The sequence below is a fragment of the Ruegeria sp. N11 genome, from assembly GCF_056531525.1.
Map to the genome: position 1 here is coordinate 1 of NZ_JBQFLX010000015.1, position 16,398 is coordinate 16,398.

The following is a 16,398-nucleotide window of genomic DNA, read 5'->3' on the forward strand; positions in this document are numbered from 1 at the left end:
AAACATGCAGTTCCGATAGGAGAAATGACGGAACTCAGACCTATTCAACGAAAATTCCCTGTAAATAGCCGGTTATCAGGGAAATCCCGCCCAAAGCGACCCCGCCCAAATGCGCCACTGAGACTGCCGCCGGAAGTGCGCTCTGAGTGTACGGTCTGCTCTGTCTCTGATTGAAAGCGCATGCGCCAACGCGCGGGAATTGCGGCACAATTCCGGGTCAGAAAACACAGCTGAAGTGAACCAGGTATGAGTGGCGGAGAGACAGGGATTCGAACCCTGGAGACGGTTTCCCGCCTACACACTTTCCAGGCGTGCGCCTTCGACCACTCGGCCACCTCTCCGTGAGCGGGATATTTGGACTATCGCCGGGGGATTTGCAAGGCCCGATTAGGGTGAAAATTCACCGGAAAACAACAGAACGGTTATGAAGGTCAAACCTCGTCGCCATCGGCATCAGGCATGTCGGCTTCGGTCATCTCAACCGGCGCGGTTGATGTTGTTGCGGAGGGGATTTCCGCTGACTTCTGCTCGGTTTGGGCTTCCCCTGCCTTCAATACTTCGGGATTGCGCAACCAGACATCGCGCTGTGCGAACGGAATCTCGATCCCCTCTTCGACAAAGCGCCGGTTGATTTCATGGTTCATGTCGGACTTTACCGACAGAACCCAGTTCACATCCCGAAGAATGCCGCGGATTTCAAAATCCAGCGAATCCGCGCCGAACCCCTGAAACACGACGCTGGGCGCTGGATTTGCCAGAACCATGGGGTGCGCATTTGCGATCTCGCCCAGAATTTTTTCGACCAGCCGGGTATCGGTGCCATAAGCCACACCAACAGGCACGATCACCCGCCCGATCGTGTTGCCCCGGGTGTAGTTCGTTACCACGCCACTGATCAGGTCCGAGTTGGGAACGATCACATCCGTTCGGTCAAACGTCTCGATCCGTGTAGATCGAACCGAGATGTCGCGGACGTAGCCCATCATTCCGTTCACATCGATCCAGTCCCCCTTAGAGATGGGACGCTCGACCAGCAGGATTATGCCCGAGACGAAATTCGATACGATGGTCTGCAGACCAAAGCCAATGCCGACCGAAAGAGCACCAGCAACAATCGCCAGCGACGAAAGGTTGAAGCCTGCAATCGTGATCGCAATCAACGCGGCCAGGAAAATACCGACGTAACCGGTGCCGGACACAATCGCGTTTTGCCCGCCCGGATCAATACTGGTCTTGGGCAGCAGCGAATTCCTCAACCCGCTTTGCAACATGCGCGTCAGGCCATAACCGATGGCGAAGACCACAACAAAAGTGAAGAAATTGCTGGGGGAGATTGTCACCCCACCGATATCAAACCCTTGCAACAACTGGGACCAGATCTCTTGCAGATCCGTCCTGCGCGCGCCCCAGTAAAGCGCGAGAATAGGCATCGCCAGAATGGCCATGGCAAATCCGACGAGAACGGAAAAAAGCGAGTCCTTGGCGGCCTCACCTTTGCCGCTGAACCATCCGTAGACCGAAGCCAGGAAACGCTGAAAAATCAGCAATGCGGCAATGAGGACCAGTGTTTTTACAGCCGGGAAAACAATCGCTTCAGCCGCGTTCGTGTATCCCAGAACAGCGAGTATGGGACTGCCGATCCCCAGCAGGAACAAGGCTCTGCGAATGAACTCGACCAACTGACTGAACCCGGCAGCCCGGGCCGTCGCGGCCGGTTCATCCGGGTCAGGTGTGGTATCCACGGTTCGGACCAGGCGAACACGCAGCAACAACAGCGCCGTCCCGAAAATAACCGGGAACGCGACCACGGCACGCGTCGCGTCAGAGATATTCTCGATCTGCTCAAACAGCTTTACCAGTTCGTGCAGGATCAGGAACCCCGCCAACAGATCAAGATGAACTCGTAACTCTCTTACCCTTTGCCTCGACAGTTTCTTAAATCCCTGCGCTTCCTGCAGAACATGGAACTGTCGGCCAATCCAGTCGTAGAAAAGTATGATCCCGGCCCAATAAGGCACGTTTTCCATCAGCAGAGCGCCGCGCAGCCCCAAAATGCCCGTCAGCGACACTGCCGTTACCAGTAGCACAACGCCAAACCACGGCAGAATGATCCGCAGCAGAGAGGTCAGGAAAGCCCAGACACCACTGCCCTGCCCGCCCAGACGCCGCAGATATTCACCGGCGGATTCAGACCATCGCTTTCCATAAAACAGCAAAACACCTGCAATCACGACCAGGGCAAGAATGCCCAACCCGCGGTCGCGAAACCGTTCATGCACCACGTCTGTTTGAAAATTTCTGCGCACCTCATTGAACAGACTGCGCGCTGCTTCGTTAACATCGGTCCAGGCGGGACCCCAATGGGCAGGATTCAAAGGAGACGGACCGCGCTCCAGCAGTTCTTTTGCCTGACGGTCCCGCAGCAATTGATCAATTTCGAAGATAAGACCATTCGCCCGGCTGAACGCCTCTTCCGAGATTATCCTAGGGACCCGCAGACTGTTTAGCTGCTCCTCAAGGTGATTTCGAAGGTTGGCGATGTCTTCCGGTTCGGTTGCATCACCTTCCGGTTCCGGACCAAGCGCCTTCAGTTGGCCTTCCAGCGTTTTGATACGTTCTGTATTCGCGCTCCGCGCATTGTTGAAATCTTCGCGATAGTCGCTGATTTCACTCCGCAAATTTTCAAGAGCCGCGTTTGAGGCCTTGTTGGCCTCGATTACCGCTTCGGCCCGATCCGCCGTTTTGACCCAGCCTTGATAGTATTCGCTCTGTCGATCAGACAACTGGGCGAACGCAGAACCGCCCAGTACGGCAAAACACACCGCAACAAGGGCCAGGAACAGGCGGACCTGCTGCCGCATCATACGTCCTCGAACACGCCCGGGATACTGCGTGGCGCATCGGTCATCCAATCAGGAACCGGCAGCTCTTTTTCACGCAGAAAATCGGGGTTGAACAGTTTGGACTGATAGCGAGTGCCGTAGTCGCACAGGATGGTTACGATGGTATGACCTGGTCCCATTTCTTTGGCTAACCGGACCGCACCCGCCATGTTGATCGCGGTTGATCCGCCCATTACCAGACCTTCCTCACGGAGCAGGTCGAAGATATAGGGTAACGCCTCGTTGTCTGTGATCTGGTAGGAAAAATCAGGCGTGAACCCTTCAAGGTTCTTGGTGATCCGAACCTGCCCGATACCCTCGGCAATCGATCCGCCTTCCATCGCGATCTCACCCGTTGTGTAATAGGAAAACAGCCCGGCGCCCATCGGATCGGCCAATGCCACCTTCACCCCCTTTGGCTGCAGCACTTCGGCCACACCGGCAAGCGTACCACCCGAACCTACGGCGCTGACAAATCCGTCGACCTTGCCGTCGGTCTGTTCCCAGATCTCGGGGCCCGTTGTTTCCACATGCGCCTGACGGTTGGCAACATTATCGAACTGATTGGCCCAGATCGCGCCATTGGGCTCAGATTGCGCAAGTTCTTCGGCCAGACGCCGTGAATAGTGCACAAAATTGTTCGGGTTGCGATAAGGCGCCGCAGGAACCTGAACCAACTGGGCACCTGCCAGGCGCAGCATGTCCTTTTTCTCTTCCGACTGGGTTTCGGGAATCACGATGACAGTCTTGAACCCCATCGATGCGCCAACCAGCGCCAGACCGATACCGGTGTTACCTGCGGTACCCTCGACAATTGTCCCGCCTGGCTTCAGATCCCCCCGGGCAATTGCGTCACGGATGATGAACAGAGCGGCACGGTCCTTGACGGATTGCCCCGGGTTCATGAACTCGGCCTTGCCGAGGATCTCGCAACCGGTCTCTTCACTGATGCGGCGCAGCCGGATCAACGGTGTTTTCCCTACTGCGTCGGCAAGATCTCGTGCAATGCGCATGGCGCCCTCATTTCAATTTGGTATCGTCAGAGATTTACAGGCGCGCCGCAGCAACCACAAGCAACGAAACTTAACCGCGCAACCGGTCGCGATGTCGTGCCAGCCAATGGGCCAAGGTCAGCAGAGGCATGTCCTTGAAGGCATGACTGTCAACCATTCCGATGAATTCGGCATACGAGAATATCCGGCTACGGATGTTCTCGCCCTCCGAAGAAAGGCCACCATTGTCGGTCGTTTCGGTCAGGTCAGCCAATCCCAGATACAGATGGACGTACTCGGTCGACGAACCGCTGGAAGAATATACCCCACCAGCGTATTCCAGCGCGCTGGGGGTCACGTGCGCTTCTTCCTGAGTTTCGCGAATTGCCGCCTGTTCGGGCGTTTCGCGGGGATCGATCATGCCCGCGACCGGCTCCCACATCCAGGGTTCCGCGTCGTCGATCAAAAAGACCGGCACGCGAAACTGTTCGACCAGCAAGACCGTGTCCCGTACCGGATCGTAGGGCAGAACAACGACGGCGCTGCCCTGCATCAACCCATTGTAGTTGAGAACCGGACCCATTGATCCGTCGTATTGGCGGTGTTGAAACCTGATTTCATCAATCCCAAAATAGTTGATGTAGGCGGGCTTGCGATCATGGACGATCACGTCCTGCGCCGTATCGCGCGCATCACCGGTCTGACGCCGGCGCGCAGCCAACCTGGCCCAGGCCCGGGTCCGGATGGCTGGAAAACTTCGCGCAATCTCAGCAGCTTCGACCTTGCCGTAATGGGCCATCACCTCATCTGCGGCAAGTAGCGTCAGTTCTCCCCAATCTCCAAACCAGTCCTTCAGGGACCAGGGTTGGTCCGGCGTCCAAAGGTTGGGTTCTGGAAAGAATACGCTTGCCGTCGCCTTCGTTCCGTCAGGCAGCTCAAGGTCACGGGGGCTGAGATCGTAATCGAAACCGCCTTCGTAGTAAGTCAGCCGTTTCAAATCCTCGGGGCCGAACCCCTGCACCAGCAAACCTTCGGCCTTGCTGCCATTCTCGCTGACAATCATCGGAAAGCTTTGCCCCTTCACCCCATAGACGGTGTGGTCGGGCAATCTGGCCTCAGATATCTTCAATTCAGACAGCGGGCGGCCCAGCACACGTTCCAACAACGGCTGGCACCTGAGTGTGCCGTAAAAAAATAGATCAGACACGGGGATAGAGCTTTCGTTGTTCAGTCGCTTAACGCCAGCGGCGACTCGCTTCTTCGGTCGCCAACCCGGTTATGACAGCGCCCACCGCTAGCGTCACCAGAATGTTTGGAACAATCAGCTGCTCGCCAAACTCGACACCAAGCTTGAAAATCGCAAGCACCGCCTCGAACGGGCCGTCATACCTGTGGCGCATCGCCAGGCGGAACATCTCATAGGTACCCTGCACGAAAAGTCCCCAGAACACCAAAGATGCGACACCGGTCAGTCCGTTGTTGACACCTGCCGTCCATCCGCGACCAGCCCGCTTGCCCATGATTTTCCATCCGCAAACGAACCCAAGCGCAATGTTGACCAGAGTGAAATAGCCGTAATCCTTACCCTCGTCCCCGTTTTCGATGATCATCGTGGAGACAATAAAGGCAACCACCACCAGACATACAGCGGCAACTAGACGTGAGGCACTGGGCATACGAGGGGTCCGTTCGTTAACTCGGTTTTGCTATGGTGATCTGTGTCACATCGCAATTGCCGGTGTCAAAGGCCGCGCCGCATGCAGTCAAATAATAATTCCACATGCGGCGAAAACGCTCATCAAAGCCCATTTGGGAAATCTCTTCCCACTTGGCATTGAACGTCTCATACCAGCGTCGAAGAGTCAGGTCGTAGCTTTTACCGAATTCGCGTGACTTCATCACACTCAGCCCGGCGCGTTCAATCTCTTGCCTGAGGATGGTTGGAGACGGCAACATTCCACCGGGAAATATGTATTTCTGAATGAAATCAACACCGTTTTTGTAATAGTCCCAGCGGTGATCACCCACCGTAATGATCTGAAGCGTGGCCTGACCGCCAGGTTTCAGCCGGTCGCGTACTGTCTCGAAGTAGACAGGCCAGTACTTCTGCCCAACCGCCTCGAACATCTCGATCGAGGCGATCCCGTCGTAATGCCCCTGCTCGTCGCGGTAATCCTGAAGTTTGAACTCCACCTGATCCGATAGGCCAAGATTTTCAATACGTTGCCGCGCAAAGTTCAACTGTTCCTGACTGAGTGTAAGCCCGGTGACGCGCAGCCCACGTTCCTTTGCGGCATATTCGGCAAAACCACCCCAGCCGCAGCCGATTTCCAGTATGTGATCCCCCGGCTTGGCACCCATTTCGTCCACAAGGCTTGCGTATTTTGCGATCTGCGCATTTTCCAGACTTTCCTGCCCGGTCTCGAACAATGCGCTGGAATAGGTCATCGTATCGTCCAGCCACAGGGAATAGAAATCATTACCCAAATCGTAGTGGTACGAGATATTTTTTCGGGCCTGTTTGCGGTTGTTTCGATGCAACCAAAACCGAAGCCTTTCATAGGCCTGAACCAGAAACCGACCGGTGAAATCGTCATAAACGGCCTCTGATTCCAGATGTACCAGATCCATGAACGATCTCAGATCAGGTGTGCTCCAACCGCCCTCCAGATAGGCGTCAGAAAAACCAAGCTCACCCTCGCGAACCAATCGGGAAAAAACATCCGGATCATGAATATCGACCTGCGCCACCGGCCCGGGCTTTGCGCCTTCGGTTCGAAACACCCGACCATCAGGCAAGACAATATCCAGCCGTCCATTTTCCATCCGGCCAAGCATTTTCAGCACTTGTGAAAAATATCTGGGCAGGTTCTTCTGCCCTTCAGTCGTGGTCAGGATCATCCGCTCTCCCCTGTGCGGTCGTAGAAATAAGCTAGGCCGAGTTTCTGTTTCTGGCAAGTTTTCAGTTCGTTACCGACTTTTCGCCTGTTCATAAGCTGTCAGAGCTCGTTTTCGACCGTCCGCCAATTCCACAATCGGCGAAGGGTAAGGCGCGTCCGGTGTCAGCCCCCATGAATTGGGCGCAGCTTCAAAGTATGCCAGCGCGGTCTTCGGTGGATTATCCTGGATTTCCGCGATCCATCGTTGCCTGTAAACCGCATCCGGGTCGAATTTCTGTGCCTGCGTCTGCGGATTGAATATCCGAAAGAACGGCGCCGCATCCGGCCCCGAACCTGCGACCCATTGCCAACCCATCGCGTTGCAGGCCGGATCCCAGTCTATCAGGCAATCCTCAAACCAATTCATCCCGACTTTCCAGTGTGTCATGAGGTGTTTGGTCAGGTAGCTTGCCACAACCATCCTCGCGCGGTTGTGCATCCGGCCTGTCACATACATCTGCCGAAGTCCGGCATCCACGATTGGAACGCCGGTTCTGGCCTGCTTCCACGCCATAACCGACGGGGCTTGGCCATCCTCAAGCCAAGGAAATCCATCCCATTCGGGCCGCCAGTTGTTCGTCAGTAACCGAGGCGAGTGATACATCAGATGATACGCGAATTCCCGCCAGATCAATTGCCGCAGAAAGGCGTCGGTTCCGGGAATGCCCATCATCGAGGCGTTCTGAACGGCGTGCCACACCGTTCGCGGTCCAATCTCACCCAGTGACAGATATTCGGACAGGTTCGACGTGCCGTCTACATCCAAACAATCGCGTAGTTCCTGATACCGTGCGATCCGATCCAGAAACTCTAGCAGGCAATCATTGGCAGACCTTTCACCAGGTTGCACATACGGCCGAACAACCCGGTTTCCTCTGTTCATCCCAGCCCCAAGGGACCAGTCGACCATATCCTCGGAATCCGGCCAATTATCAGGATTTTTCAGCCGTGATGGCGCGCCCTGCGGAACAGGTATCTCCTTCTCCCGCACTGCGCGCCACATCGGTGTAAAAACCTTAAAGGCTTGTCCGGATTTGGTTGCGACCTGCCACGGTTCAAACAGCAAATGCCCGTCGAACGACCTGGAATCAATACCGCCATCTGCCAGGGTTGCCTTGATACGAGTGTCACGGGCGATGGCATCCGGATCATAAGCGCGGGTCCAAAAAACCGATGCGGACCCGGTCTCGGCTATCAGTTCTTTTAAAACGCTCAGCGCACTGCCGCGCCGAAGGATCAGGCGGCTACCGACGTCCCGAAGCCTGCTGGCGAACGCCTCGAGCCCCAAACCCAGGCGCCATTTGGGGGCTGCACCCAGACCGCGCACAAGGTCGTCAAATACGAAAACCGGAATGACGGGTCGGCCTGTCGCTGCGGCGGCGCAAAGCGCGGGATGGTCGGACAGGCGCAAGTCCCGGCGAAACCATAGTAGTATTGGCGCTTTGTCTTTCTGCATATCCGCCCCAAGTGTTTATTCGTATTACGAAATCAGGCGGATATTGGATCACAAAACCTTATCCAATGCGTCCAGAAGCTGATCGACTTCCTGTTTCGAAGTGTAGTGCGTGAAACTGACACGCAATACGCCGTGTTCCGGCGCGACCCCCATCGCCTGAAGCGGGCGGACAGCGTAAAAGTCACCGCCACCCGCCATAACACCATGATCGGAAAGATCACGGGCAACGGATTCCGCTTCACGGTTCAGCGATATCGCAACCGTAGGTGCCCGCATCGAAGCGTTCGCCGGGCCAATCAGGCGAACCGCGTTGCGGTCCTTTACCGTATCCAGCAACGGCTGAAGTAGGTCCATTTCATGTGCGCGCATCAGGTCGTGAACAAATTCACCGCGCGCGCTTGCGTCGGTGTCAGGCCCGCCATGGTGATCGCACAGAAGGTCGACATAGTCGGCCATGCCCGCGCTTGCAGCGATCTGCGCATGATCCGGCCCTGCCGGGGTAAAGCGTTTGTACAAAACATCACCGTTGAAGACATGCGCCTGGTTCGGAAGCATTTCCCCAAGCGTGCGGCGAATGACCATGCACCCCTGATGAGGACCATAAGTCTTGTAAGCCGAAAACAGATAGATATCCGGCCCCAGTTCTCCAACATTAGGAAAACCATGCGGCGCGTAAGAGACGCCGTCAACGCAAACAAAGGCACCTGCGGCATGGGCAATAGCGGTGATTTCCGTGACAGGGTTGATCTCGCCCACAACGTTCGAGCAATGCGGGAAACAGATCAGCCGCACCTTTTCATCCAGAAGGTCTTCCAGATCCTGTGGGTTCAGGGAACCGGTATCCGGATCAATTTTCCATTCGCGGATTTCGATCCCGTCGTCAGCAAGGCGCCTCCAAGGTCCGGAGTTCGCTTCGTGGTCCTGATTGGTAACAACAATCGCCTCACCCGGCTTCATCCACTGCCGAAACGCCTGCGCCAGGACATATGTATTCTGCGTGGTGGACGGACCAAAACTCAGCTCATCTGTGTCAACACCCAGAATGGCGGCCATGCGGGCACGCGCCTCGTCCATTTCCTCGCCCGCCAGGCGGCTGGCCTCGAAAGGTGCATAGGGCTGAACCTTGCGCTGCCTGTAGAACCGCGTCAGCCTGTCGATGACCGGTTTGCATGTATAAGACCCGCCAGCGTTTTCAAAAAACGCCTGCCCCTGAAGGCCGGGTTCAGAAAAGGCCGGGAATTGTGCCCGAACAAAATCGATATCCAGTTTGGTCATGGCTCGCTACTTTCTCGTCATGCTGCGCATCAGGGGCAAGGTGCCCGGGCATGATCCCGGATCCCTCAGAAATCATTGCAGGTCTTCCAGCCCAGCCGCAGACCTTATCATGAAAACAAGGAAGTGCAGGCAGATCTTCAGTCGGGACATTCCCAAACGAAGATCCCGGATAATTAGCCAGCCGCATTCGCGTTGGTCAACCGGAACGTGAAGGGAAAAGACACCCGTCCAACTTCGCTACCTCGGTCAGGACTTCATCGGATCTCAAGCTCATCAGAGATTTGCTGCCAATATTCTTGATTATGCAAGCGAGGCGAGCGTCCTGCAAAAGCAGCGATTTCATTTCAATGAACAGAACCGCAAATCGGACACAAAAGGCAAACAGGCCGGGGATTTGAACCGGCCCGCTTTTTGACATACAGCAGATTGTCAGCCCTGAACCTTGGTATAAGTCCCCTCACCGGCAAGAATGCCGCGGAAACCGCCGGGTTCGTCCAATCCAAACACGATCAAAGGAAGGTTGTTGTCGCGCGCCAGTGCAATGGCCGAGGCATCCATGACCCGCAGGCGTTTTGCCAGAACATCGTCATAGCTGACGGTGTCATAGCGCTGTGCGTCGGCGTGAACCTTGGGATCCTTGTCATAAACACCGTCGACACCGTTTTTGCCCATGAAGATGGCTTCGCACGCCATTTCGTTGGCCCGCAGCGTGGCCGCCGTATCCGTTGTAAAATAAGGGTTTCCGGTTCCGGCCGCAAAAATGCAGACCCGTTTCTTTTCGAGATGTCGCACAGCGCGGCGGCGAATATAGGGTTCGCACACCTCGTCCATCCGGATGGCGGAAATAACCCGCGTAAATACACCCACCTCCTCAAGCGCGGACTGCATGCCCAATGCGTTCATGACGGTGGCAAGCATTCCCATGTAATCCGCCGTCGTACGCTCCATCCCTTGCGCCGAACCGCTAAGGCCCCGAAAAATGTTGCCGCCGCCGATGACCATACAGATCTCGACGCCCAGATCGTGTACGGATTTCACCTCTTGCGCGATACGCTGAACGGTGGGCGGATGCAGGCCGAACCCCTGATCCCCCATCAGCGCTTCGCCGGATATTTTCAGCATCACGCGCTTGTATTTTGTCTTGGGGGTTTCGGTTGTCTCGGTCGAAGGGGATTGGCTCATGTTGCGCTCCGGGCTGGCACAGGTTTAATTCCGGCGCAAAATGAAGCAAAAGCACCGCAGGTTCAATGCGGAACGTTAGGAATAAGGCAGTCCAGATGGCCAACGCAATCTCATCGCGGTTTTGGGACATGTTGCCCCCCGTTCCGGATGACAAGCCTGTTCTGATCGCCGGGCCCACGGCGTCCGGAAAATCAGCGCTTGCGCTGCAGATTGCCGAAAAGTTTGGTGGTGTCATCGTCAATGCCGATGCAAGCCAGGTTTACGATTGCTGGCGGGTGATTTCAGCGCGCCCGTCGGTCGAGGAAGAAGCCCGCGCGCCACATCGTCTTTACGGGCACATACCATTTGACCAGATCTATTCGGCAGGACACTGGCTGCGCGAGGTCAAACCCCTTTTGAACTCAGCTGAGCGTCCCATAATTGTGGGCGGCACCGGGCTGTACTTTTCAGCACTGACTGAAGGAATGGCCGAAATTCCCGCGACCCCAGCCGAAGTGCGGGCGCAAGCGGATAAGATGGAACTGCCCGCTCTGATCGCAGGTGTCGATCCCGACACTTTGGACAAGCTGGACATCAACAACCGCGCCCGCGTTCAGCGCGCATGGGAAGTGCAGACCGCGACCGGACGCAGTTTGTCGGACTGGCAGGTAGATACCCCACCCCCGGTTCTTGCCTTGTCTGATACCGTTCCCATTGTTCTGGACGTCGACAAAAACTGGCTGCTGGACCGTATCATTCGTCGCTTTGATCTCATGCTGGAAACAGGGGCCTTGGACGAGGTTGAAGCGATGCTGGATCGGTATGATCCGACCCTGCCGGCCTGCAAGGCCATCGGCGTCCCGGAACTGGTTGCCTACCTCGATGGCCGCATGACTATGGATCGGGCCCGGGAACGCGCCACGATCTCCACTCGGCAGTTTGCCAAGCGTCAGCGAACGTGGTTCAGGGCCAGGATGGGAAAGTGGAATCCCGTAGACTTCTCAAAACGATACTAAACATTCCTAACTGAGTGCCGGATACTCTGGCGCATCTTGAATATGTTGCTTCACGGCCTGCCAAATCTCGCCGGTCGCGAACGACTTTGTGTACGAATGTATTCATTTCCAAAAGCTCCATCACGCCGCGACTCGCCCGGATGAACGGGGCGCATATGTCGTTTTTGTACTCTGTATGCCGATTTCGAACATTGACGTAATCCGAATTCTGGTGCGGAATACGTTCATGGGGAATGTGAGAATCCAAAAAAGAAGACCCAATTGCTCGTTGAATGCGACCGGCCGGTCTGCCTGATTCCGAGCACACTAAATCGACAAATGTACCACAGGGAGACATCTTGATGAAAAATCGTACCATGACCGGGGCACCAGTTCACTGGGCGGCAGAGATGCACGCGCAGGAATACCGTGACGGCAAGCTGAGCCGCCGCGAGTTCCTGACCCGCGCCACGGGGCTGGGTGTTACGGCTGCTGCGGCATACGGCATGATCGGCCTGGCAGCTCCGGCGCGCGCCGCTGGTGAAGATGCCAAACAGGAAGGCGGAACCATCCGTGTTCAGACCGAGGTTCGCGCCCTGAAAGATCCGCGCACCTATGACTGGTCCCAAATCGGCAACTACAGCCGCGGTACACTTGAGTATCTGGTCGAGTATAACTCGGACGGTACATTCCGGGGGATGCTGCTGGAAGGTTGGGAAATCAACGACGACGCGACAGAATATACCCTCAAGGTTCGTCCGGGTGTGAAGTGGAACAATGGCGACGACTTCACGGCCGACGATGTGGCGTTCAACATTGCGCGCTGGTGCGACAAGTCCTCGGAAACCAACTCGATGGCGGGTCGCTTTGCAACGCTGGTCGATGAAGGGACGGGTCAGGCGATCGAAGGTGGCATCGAGGTCGTGGATCCCACAACGGTAAAGCTGAACCTGCCCAAATCCGACATTTCGCTGATTGCGGGCATGTCTGACTATCCGGCAGCGATCGTTCACCAGTCCTTCAGCGAAAATGACCTGCTGAACAACGTGGGCACCGGTCCTTATCTGATGAGTGAACTGGAAGTCGGCGTCAAAGGTGTTCTTGTCCGCAACGAGGAACATACCTGGTGGGGCGAGGAAGTCTTCGGCCGTCCGGCGCTCGACCGTATCGAATACATTGACTACGGCACCGACCCGTCTGCGTGGCTGGCAGCTCTGGAATCTGACGAAGTCGACATGCTGTATGAGTCGGTTGGTGAATTCATCGACGTCATGGACGGCCTCGGCTACGTGAAATCCGAAGTTATCACCATGGCTTCGATTGTAGTCCGTCCGAACCAGCTGGCCGAAGTTGACGGCAAGCAACCCTATGCGGACAAGCGTGTACGCCAGGCGCTTCAGATGGCCGTGGATAACTCGGTCTGTCTGGAACTGGGCTATGGCGGCCGTGGCACAACTGCCGAAAACCATCACGTCGGTCCGATCCACCCGGAATACCCTGAGCTGCCGCCGCAGAAGGTCGACCCGGAAGGTGCGCGCAAGCTGATGGAAGAGGCCGGTATGGCCGATTTCGAGCACGAGCTGATCTCGATCGACGACGATTGGCGCCGCAACACAACCGACGCCGTGGCTGCGCAACTTCGCGATGCGGGCATCAACGTCAAACGGACCGTTCTGCCGGGCAACACCTTCTGGAACGACTGGGTGAAATATCCCTACAGCTCGACCAACTGGAACCACCGTCCACTGGGTGTTCAGATCTGGGCGCTGGCCTACAAATCGGGCGAAGCCTGGAACGAATTCGGCTGGTCCAATCCTGACTTCGACGCGATCCTCGACGAAGCGCTTGCCATCGCGGATGCGGACAAACGCCGCGAGGTCGCTGCACGTGGCGCCGCGCTGATCCAGGAAGAAGGTGTGACGATCCAGCCTTACTGGCGCGCACTCTACCGTCACATGAAGGACGGGTTGGTTGGCACCGACATGCACGTGTCGTTCGAACACCACCACTACAAGTGGGGTTGGGCAGCCTAAACACTGCCGACTGCAAACCGGGGGCGCCTGATCGGGGCGCCCCTTTCCAGCCGCAGACTAGCCGACACGGGGTCGGATGTCCGAGGCCAGATAATGGTCCAATGATCTGCGGAACACCTGAACAACGGGGCCATCATGGGACTTTTCATCCTCCGTCGGTCAGGCGTGATGCTGCTTACAGCTTTGTGTCTGACATTCGTGGTCTTCTTTCTGACCAATCTTTACCCGAATCTTGAAAAACTGGCCAAGACACAGGGCAACCAGCGGATGTCGGACGAGCAGGTGGAAGCCTGGCTTGAAAACCGCGGCTACAGAGAGCCGATGCTGATAAAATACGGCCAATGGCTGGGTGTTGCCCCCGGGTTCACCAACACGCTGGCGGACGGACAGTTTGTCGGCACCTGTGTGCGCCCTGGAACGACCCCGGAAACGACGCCCAGCTATTGCGGCGTTCTGCAGGGTGAATGGGGCTATTCGACCGTATTCAAGGACGACGTCGGCAGCATTGTCGCCAAGCGTCTGGGGAATACCGGGTATCTGATGTTCTGGGTTCTGGTCCTTATGGTTCCTTCGGCACTGTTGGTCGGTGTGCTGGCGGGAATGCGGGAAGGATCGGCGCTGGACCGTTCCCTGTCGACATTTTCGATCATCACGACAGCGACACCTGAATATGTGTCCGGCGTTATCTTCATCGCGATCTTCACCTCGTCCACCGTCGGCCTGAAATGGTTCAAGGGCACGGCCACACAGGCGATGGACAACCCGACATTCGAGAATTTCTTCCTGCCGGTTCTGACCATTGCCCTTTACGGGATGGGCTATATCGCCCGGATGACCCGCGCCTCGATGACCGAGGTGATGACCGCTCAATACATCCGGACCGCCCGTCTGAAAGGGGTATCGTTCGGCAATATCGTTATGAAACACGCATTGCGCAACGCACTGATCGCGCCGTTCACCGTCATCATGCTGCAGTTCCCATGGCTGCTGAATGGTGTCGTGATCGTCGAGACCCTGTTCAACTACAAGGGTTTCGGTTGGGCGCTGGTGCAGGCCGCGGGCAACAACGACATTCAGCTGTTGCTGGCAATCTCGGTCGTGTCGGTCTTCGTGGTGCTGATCACGCAGCTGATCTCGGACATCGGCTATGTGTACCTCAACCCGCGCATCCGCATTTCGTAAGGGAGATAGAACATGGAACCTCTAAGCTGGACCGGCTCTATCGCCTTTCTGAATCCCCTGCTGATGATCGCGATTGCGGTACTGGTATTGTCGATCGTGGTCTGGATTCTGGCCAGTATCGTCCTGCCCGAAGCCCAGGTGAGCGTCAATCCGGATGGCACGCTCAGCTCGGCCGGCGGGGTGCGGGGGCTGATACAGTCGTCATTGCGCCTTAGTTTTCTGGCCTCAGTCGGCCTGGCGCTTGCCTATATCGTGCTGGGCATCCTGTTCGGTACCGGTGCCGGTATCATCGGGGCCATCTCGCAACAATTCCTGCCTGTCTGGGTGTCACTGATCATACTTTACGCCATGTCGATCGCCTTCAAGAGACGGCTGGGTTTGTACGGCAAACTGTACGACAGCCCAATCGGCATGATTGGTTTTGGCCTTGTCATGTTCTGGGTCTTTACCGGCATCTTCGGAGCGATGGACCTGATCGTGACGCACGACCCGCTGGCGCAAGTCTCGGGTATGAAGAACAAGGTCCCCGGCACTCCGCTGCCAAATCTGGAGGAAGGCGAATTCGCCTGGTATCTGCTGGGTGGAGACAATCTGGCGCGCGATGTGTTCAGCCGGATGGTCAAGGGCGCCTGGATCGTTGTGCAGATCGCGCCGCTGGCCACCATGTTTGCGTTCATGGTCGGGATCACATTGGGTCTGCCGGCCGGTTACTATGGCGGACGGCTGGATACGTTTCTGTCGTTCCTTGCCAACCTGATCCTGGCCTTCCCCGTGATCCTGCTGTTCTATCTGCTGGTCACCCCGGAGATCGTCGCGACAGGTGTGCCGAACTACATGGCGGCCGTCCTGTTCCTGTTCCCGATCCTGTTCCTTGGGGTGCTGCTGAACTCACGCTATTACACGCGGCCAAAATTCCGAACGCCACTTCTGATCGGAGTATTGGGCGTTGCGATCTGGTTGTACCTGTCGCTGATTTCGACAGGCGGTTACGTGATCAACACCGATGACTATCGCATCTGGGGTCTGCCTACCTATCTGGATCTGTTCGATATTCCGGGCGGTATTCTCGTCGTGTTCGTTTCCGTGGTCTTTGTGAACTCACCAACCGTGTTCCGTATCGTCCGTGGCCTCGCGCTGGACATCAAGACACGCGACTATGTGGCGGCGGCGCAAACCCGGGGTGAAGGTCCCTGGTACATCATGCTTTGGGAAATCCTGCCAAACGCGCGCGGCCCGCTGATCGTCGATTTCTGTCTGCGTATCGGCTATACCACCATCCTTCTGGGAACGTTGGGTTTCTTCGGACTGGGTTTGCCGCCTGAAAGCCCGGACTGGGGTTCGACGATCAACGAGGGGCGCAAGCTGTTGTCGATCTATCTGCACCCGGCCCTTCCGCCCGCGCTTGCGCTCTTGTCGTTGGTTCTTGGTTTGAACCTGCTGGCAGATGGTTTGCGCGAAGAAAGTCTGAAGGACTGATGTGATC

Annotated in this window: 12 protein-coding genes and 1 tRNA gene; 4 read left to right on the top strand and 9 right to left on the bottom strand. The window is 56.5% G+C overall.

Annotated elements, in window-relative coordinates; genetic code table 11:
* Positions 1-251: 251 nt before the first annotated feature.
* The 9 genes from ACR0J8_RS15955 to pyrH all read right to left on the bottom strand — a co-directional run bounded on the left by ACR0J8_RS15955 (position 252) and on the right by pyrH (position 10,726).
* A tRNA-Ser gene (locus tag ACR0J8_RS15955) sits at positions 252-341 on the bottom strand.
* Between the two features lie 90 nt (positions 342-431).
* A complete protein-coding gene (locus tag ACR0J8_RS15960; protein WP_480891099.1) occupies positions 432-2,861 on the bottom strand; it encodes a DUF3772 domain-containing protein in 2,430 nt (809 codons plus the stop codon).
* A complete protein-coding gene (locus ACR0J8_RS15965; RefSeq protein WP_170616365.1) occupies positions 2,861-3,895 on the bottom strand; it encodes a cysteine synthase A in 1,035 nt (344 codons plus the stop codon). The genes ACR0J8_RS15960 and ACR0J8_RS15965 overlap by 1 nt, the downstream gene beginning before the upstream one ends.
* A gap of 70 nt (positions 3,896-3,965) precedes the next feature.
* Positions 3,966-5,081 carry an NUDIX domain-containing protein gene (locus ACR0J8_RS15970; protein ID WP_480526090.1) on the bottom strand — a complete coding sequence of 372 codons (1,116 nt, stop codon included), beginning with the start codon at positions 5,079-5,081 and terminating at the stop codon, positions 3,966-3,968.
* Positions 5,082-5,109: 28 nt separating this feature from the next.
* Complete coding sequence (locus tag ACR0J8_RS15975; RefSeq protein ID WP_170616361.1) at positions 5,110-5,550, bottom strand: TrgA family protein; 441 nt, start codon at positions 5,548-5,550, stop codon at positions 5,110-5,112.
* 16 nt (positions 5,551-5,566) lie between these two features.
* Positions 5,567-6,775: an SAM-dependent methyltransferase gene (locus tag ACR0J8_RS15980; protein WP_170616359.1), complete on the bottom strand. Its 1,209-nt coding sequence runs from the start codon at positions 6,773-6,775 to the stop codon at positions 5,567-5,569.
* Between the two features lie 69 nt (positions 6,776-6,844).
* Positions 6,845-8,269 carry a cryptochrome/photolyase family protein gene (locus ACR0J8_RS15985; protein WP_480891104.1) on the bottom strand — a complete coding sequence of 475 codons (1,425 nt, stop codon included), beginning with the start codon at positions 8,267-8,269 and terminating at the stop codon, positions 6,845-6,847.
* A 48-nt stretch (positions 8,270-8,317) separates the two neighbouring features.
* Complete coding sequence (locus tag ACR0J8_RS15990; protein ID WP_480526084.1) at positions 8,318-9,544, bottom strand: aminotransferase class V-fold PLP-dependent enzyme; 1,227 nt, start codon at positions 9,542-9,544, stop codon at positions 8,318-8,320.
* A gap of 429 nt (positions 9,545-9,973) precedes the next feature.
* The gene (gene pyrH, locus ACR0J8_RS15995; RefSeq protein ID WP_170616353.1) at positions 9,974-10,726 is read right to left on the bottom strand and encodes a UMP kinase; all 753 of its coding nucleotides are present in this window, start codon (positions 10,724-10,726) and stop codon (positions 9,974-9,976) included.
* Positions 10,727-10,821: 95 nt separating this feature from the next.
* On the opposite strand from pyrH, the gene miaA reads away from it, so the two are divergent.
* The 4 genes from miaA to ACR0J8_RS16015 all read left to right on the top strand — a co-directional run bounded on the left by miaA (position 10,822) and on the right by ACR0J8_RS16015 (position 16,391).
* Positions 10,822-11,721 (top strand): tRNA (adenosine(37)-N6)-dimethylallyltransferase MiaA, encoded by a 900-nt coding sequence (miaA, locus tag ACR0J8_RS16000; RefSeq protein ID WP_480526082.1) that lies wholly within the window; start codon positions 10,822-10,824, stop codon positions 11,719-11,721.
* A gap of 341 nt (positions 11,722-12,062) precedes the next feature.
* Complete coding sequence (locus tag ACR0J8_RS16005; protein ID WP_480526080.1) at positions 12,063-13,733, top strand: ABC transporter substrate-binding protein; 1,671 nt, start codon at positions 12,063-12,065, stop codon at positions 13,731-13,733.
* 135 nt (positions 13,734-13,868) lie between these two features.
* The gene (locus tag ACR0J8_RS16010; protein ID WP_170676800.1) at positions 13,869-14,915 is read left to right on the top strand and encodes an ABC transporter permease; all 1,047 of its coding nucleotides are present in this window, start codon (positions 13,869-13,871) and stop codon (positions 14,913-14,915) included.
* A gap of 12 nt (positions 14,916-14,927) precedes the next feature.
* The gene (locus ACR0J8_RS16015) at positions 14,928-16,391 is read left to right on the top strand and encodes an ABC transporter permease (protein ID WP_480526078.1); all 1,464 of its coding nucleotides are present in this window, start codon (positions 14,928-14,930) and stop codon (positions 16,389-16,391) included.
* Positions 16,392-16,398 lie beyond the last annotated feature (7 nt).

Coding starts and splice junctions, on each gene's coding strand:
- ACR0J8_RS15960 (WP_480891099.1), bottom strand. CDS start 2,861: ATGCGGCAGCAGGTCCGCCTGTTCCTGGCCCTTGTTGCGGTGTGTTTT.
- ACR0J8_RS15980 (WP_170616359.1), bottom strand. CDS start 6,775: ATGATCCTGACCACGACTGAAGGGCAGAAGAACCTGCCCAGATATTTT.
- ACR0J8_RS15990 (WP_480526084.1), bottom strand. CDS start 9,544: ATGACCAAACTGGATATCGATTTTGTTCGGGCACAATTCCCGGCCTTT.
- ACR0J8_RS15985 (WP_480891104.1), bottom strand. CDS start 8,269: ATGCAGAAAGACAAAGCGCCAATACTACTATGGTTTCGCCGGGACTTG.
- miaA (WP_480526082.1), top strand. CDS start 10,822: ATGGCCAACGCAATCTCATCGCGGTTTTGGGACATGTTGCCCCCCGTT.
- ACR0J8_RS16005 (WP_480526080.1), top strand. CDS start 12,063: ATGAAAAATCGTACCATGACCGGGGCACCAGTTCACTGGGCGGCAGAG.
- pyrH (WP_170616353.1), bottom strand. CDS start 10,726: ATGAGCCAATCCCCTTCGACCGAGACAACCGAAACCCCCAAGACAAAA.
- ACR0J8_RS15975 (WP_170616361.1), bottom strand. CDS start 5,550: ATGCCCAGTGCCTCACGTCTAGTTGCCGCTGTATGTCTGGTGGTGGTT.
- ACR0J8_RS15965 (WP_170616365.1), bottom strand. CDS start 3,895: ATGCGCATTGCACGAGATCTTGCCGACGCAGTAGGGAAAACACCGTTG.
- ACR0J8_RS16010 (WP_170676800.1), top strand. CDS start 13,869: ATGGGACTTTTCATCCTCCGTCGGTCAGGCGTGATGCTGCTTACAGCT.
- ACR0J8_RS16015 (WP_480526078.1), top strand. CDS start 14,928: ATGGAACCTCTAAGCTGGACCGGCTCTATCGCCTTTCTGAATCCCCTG.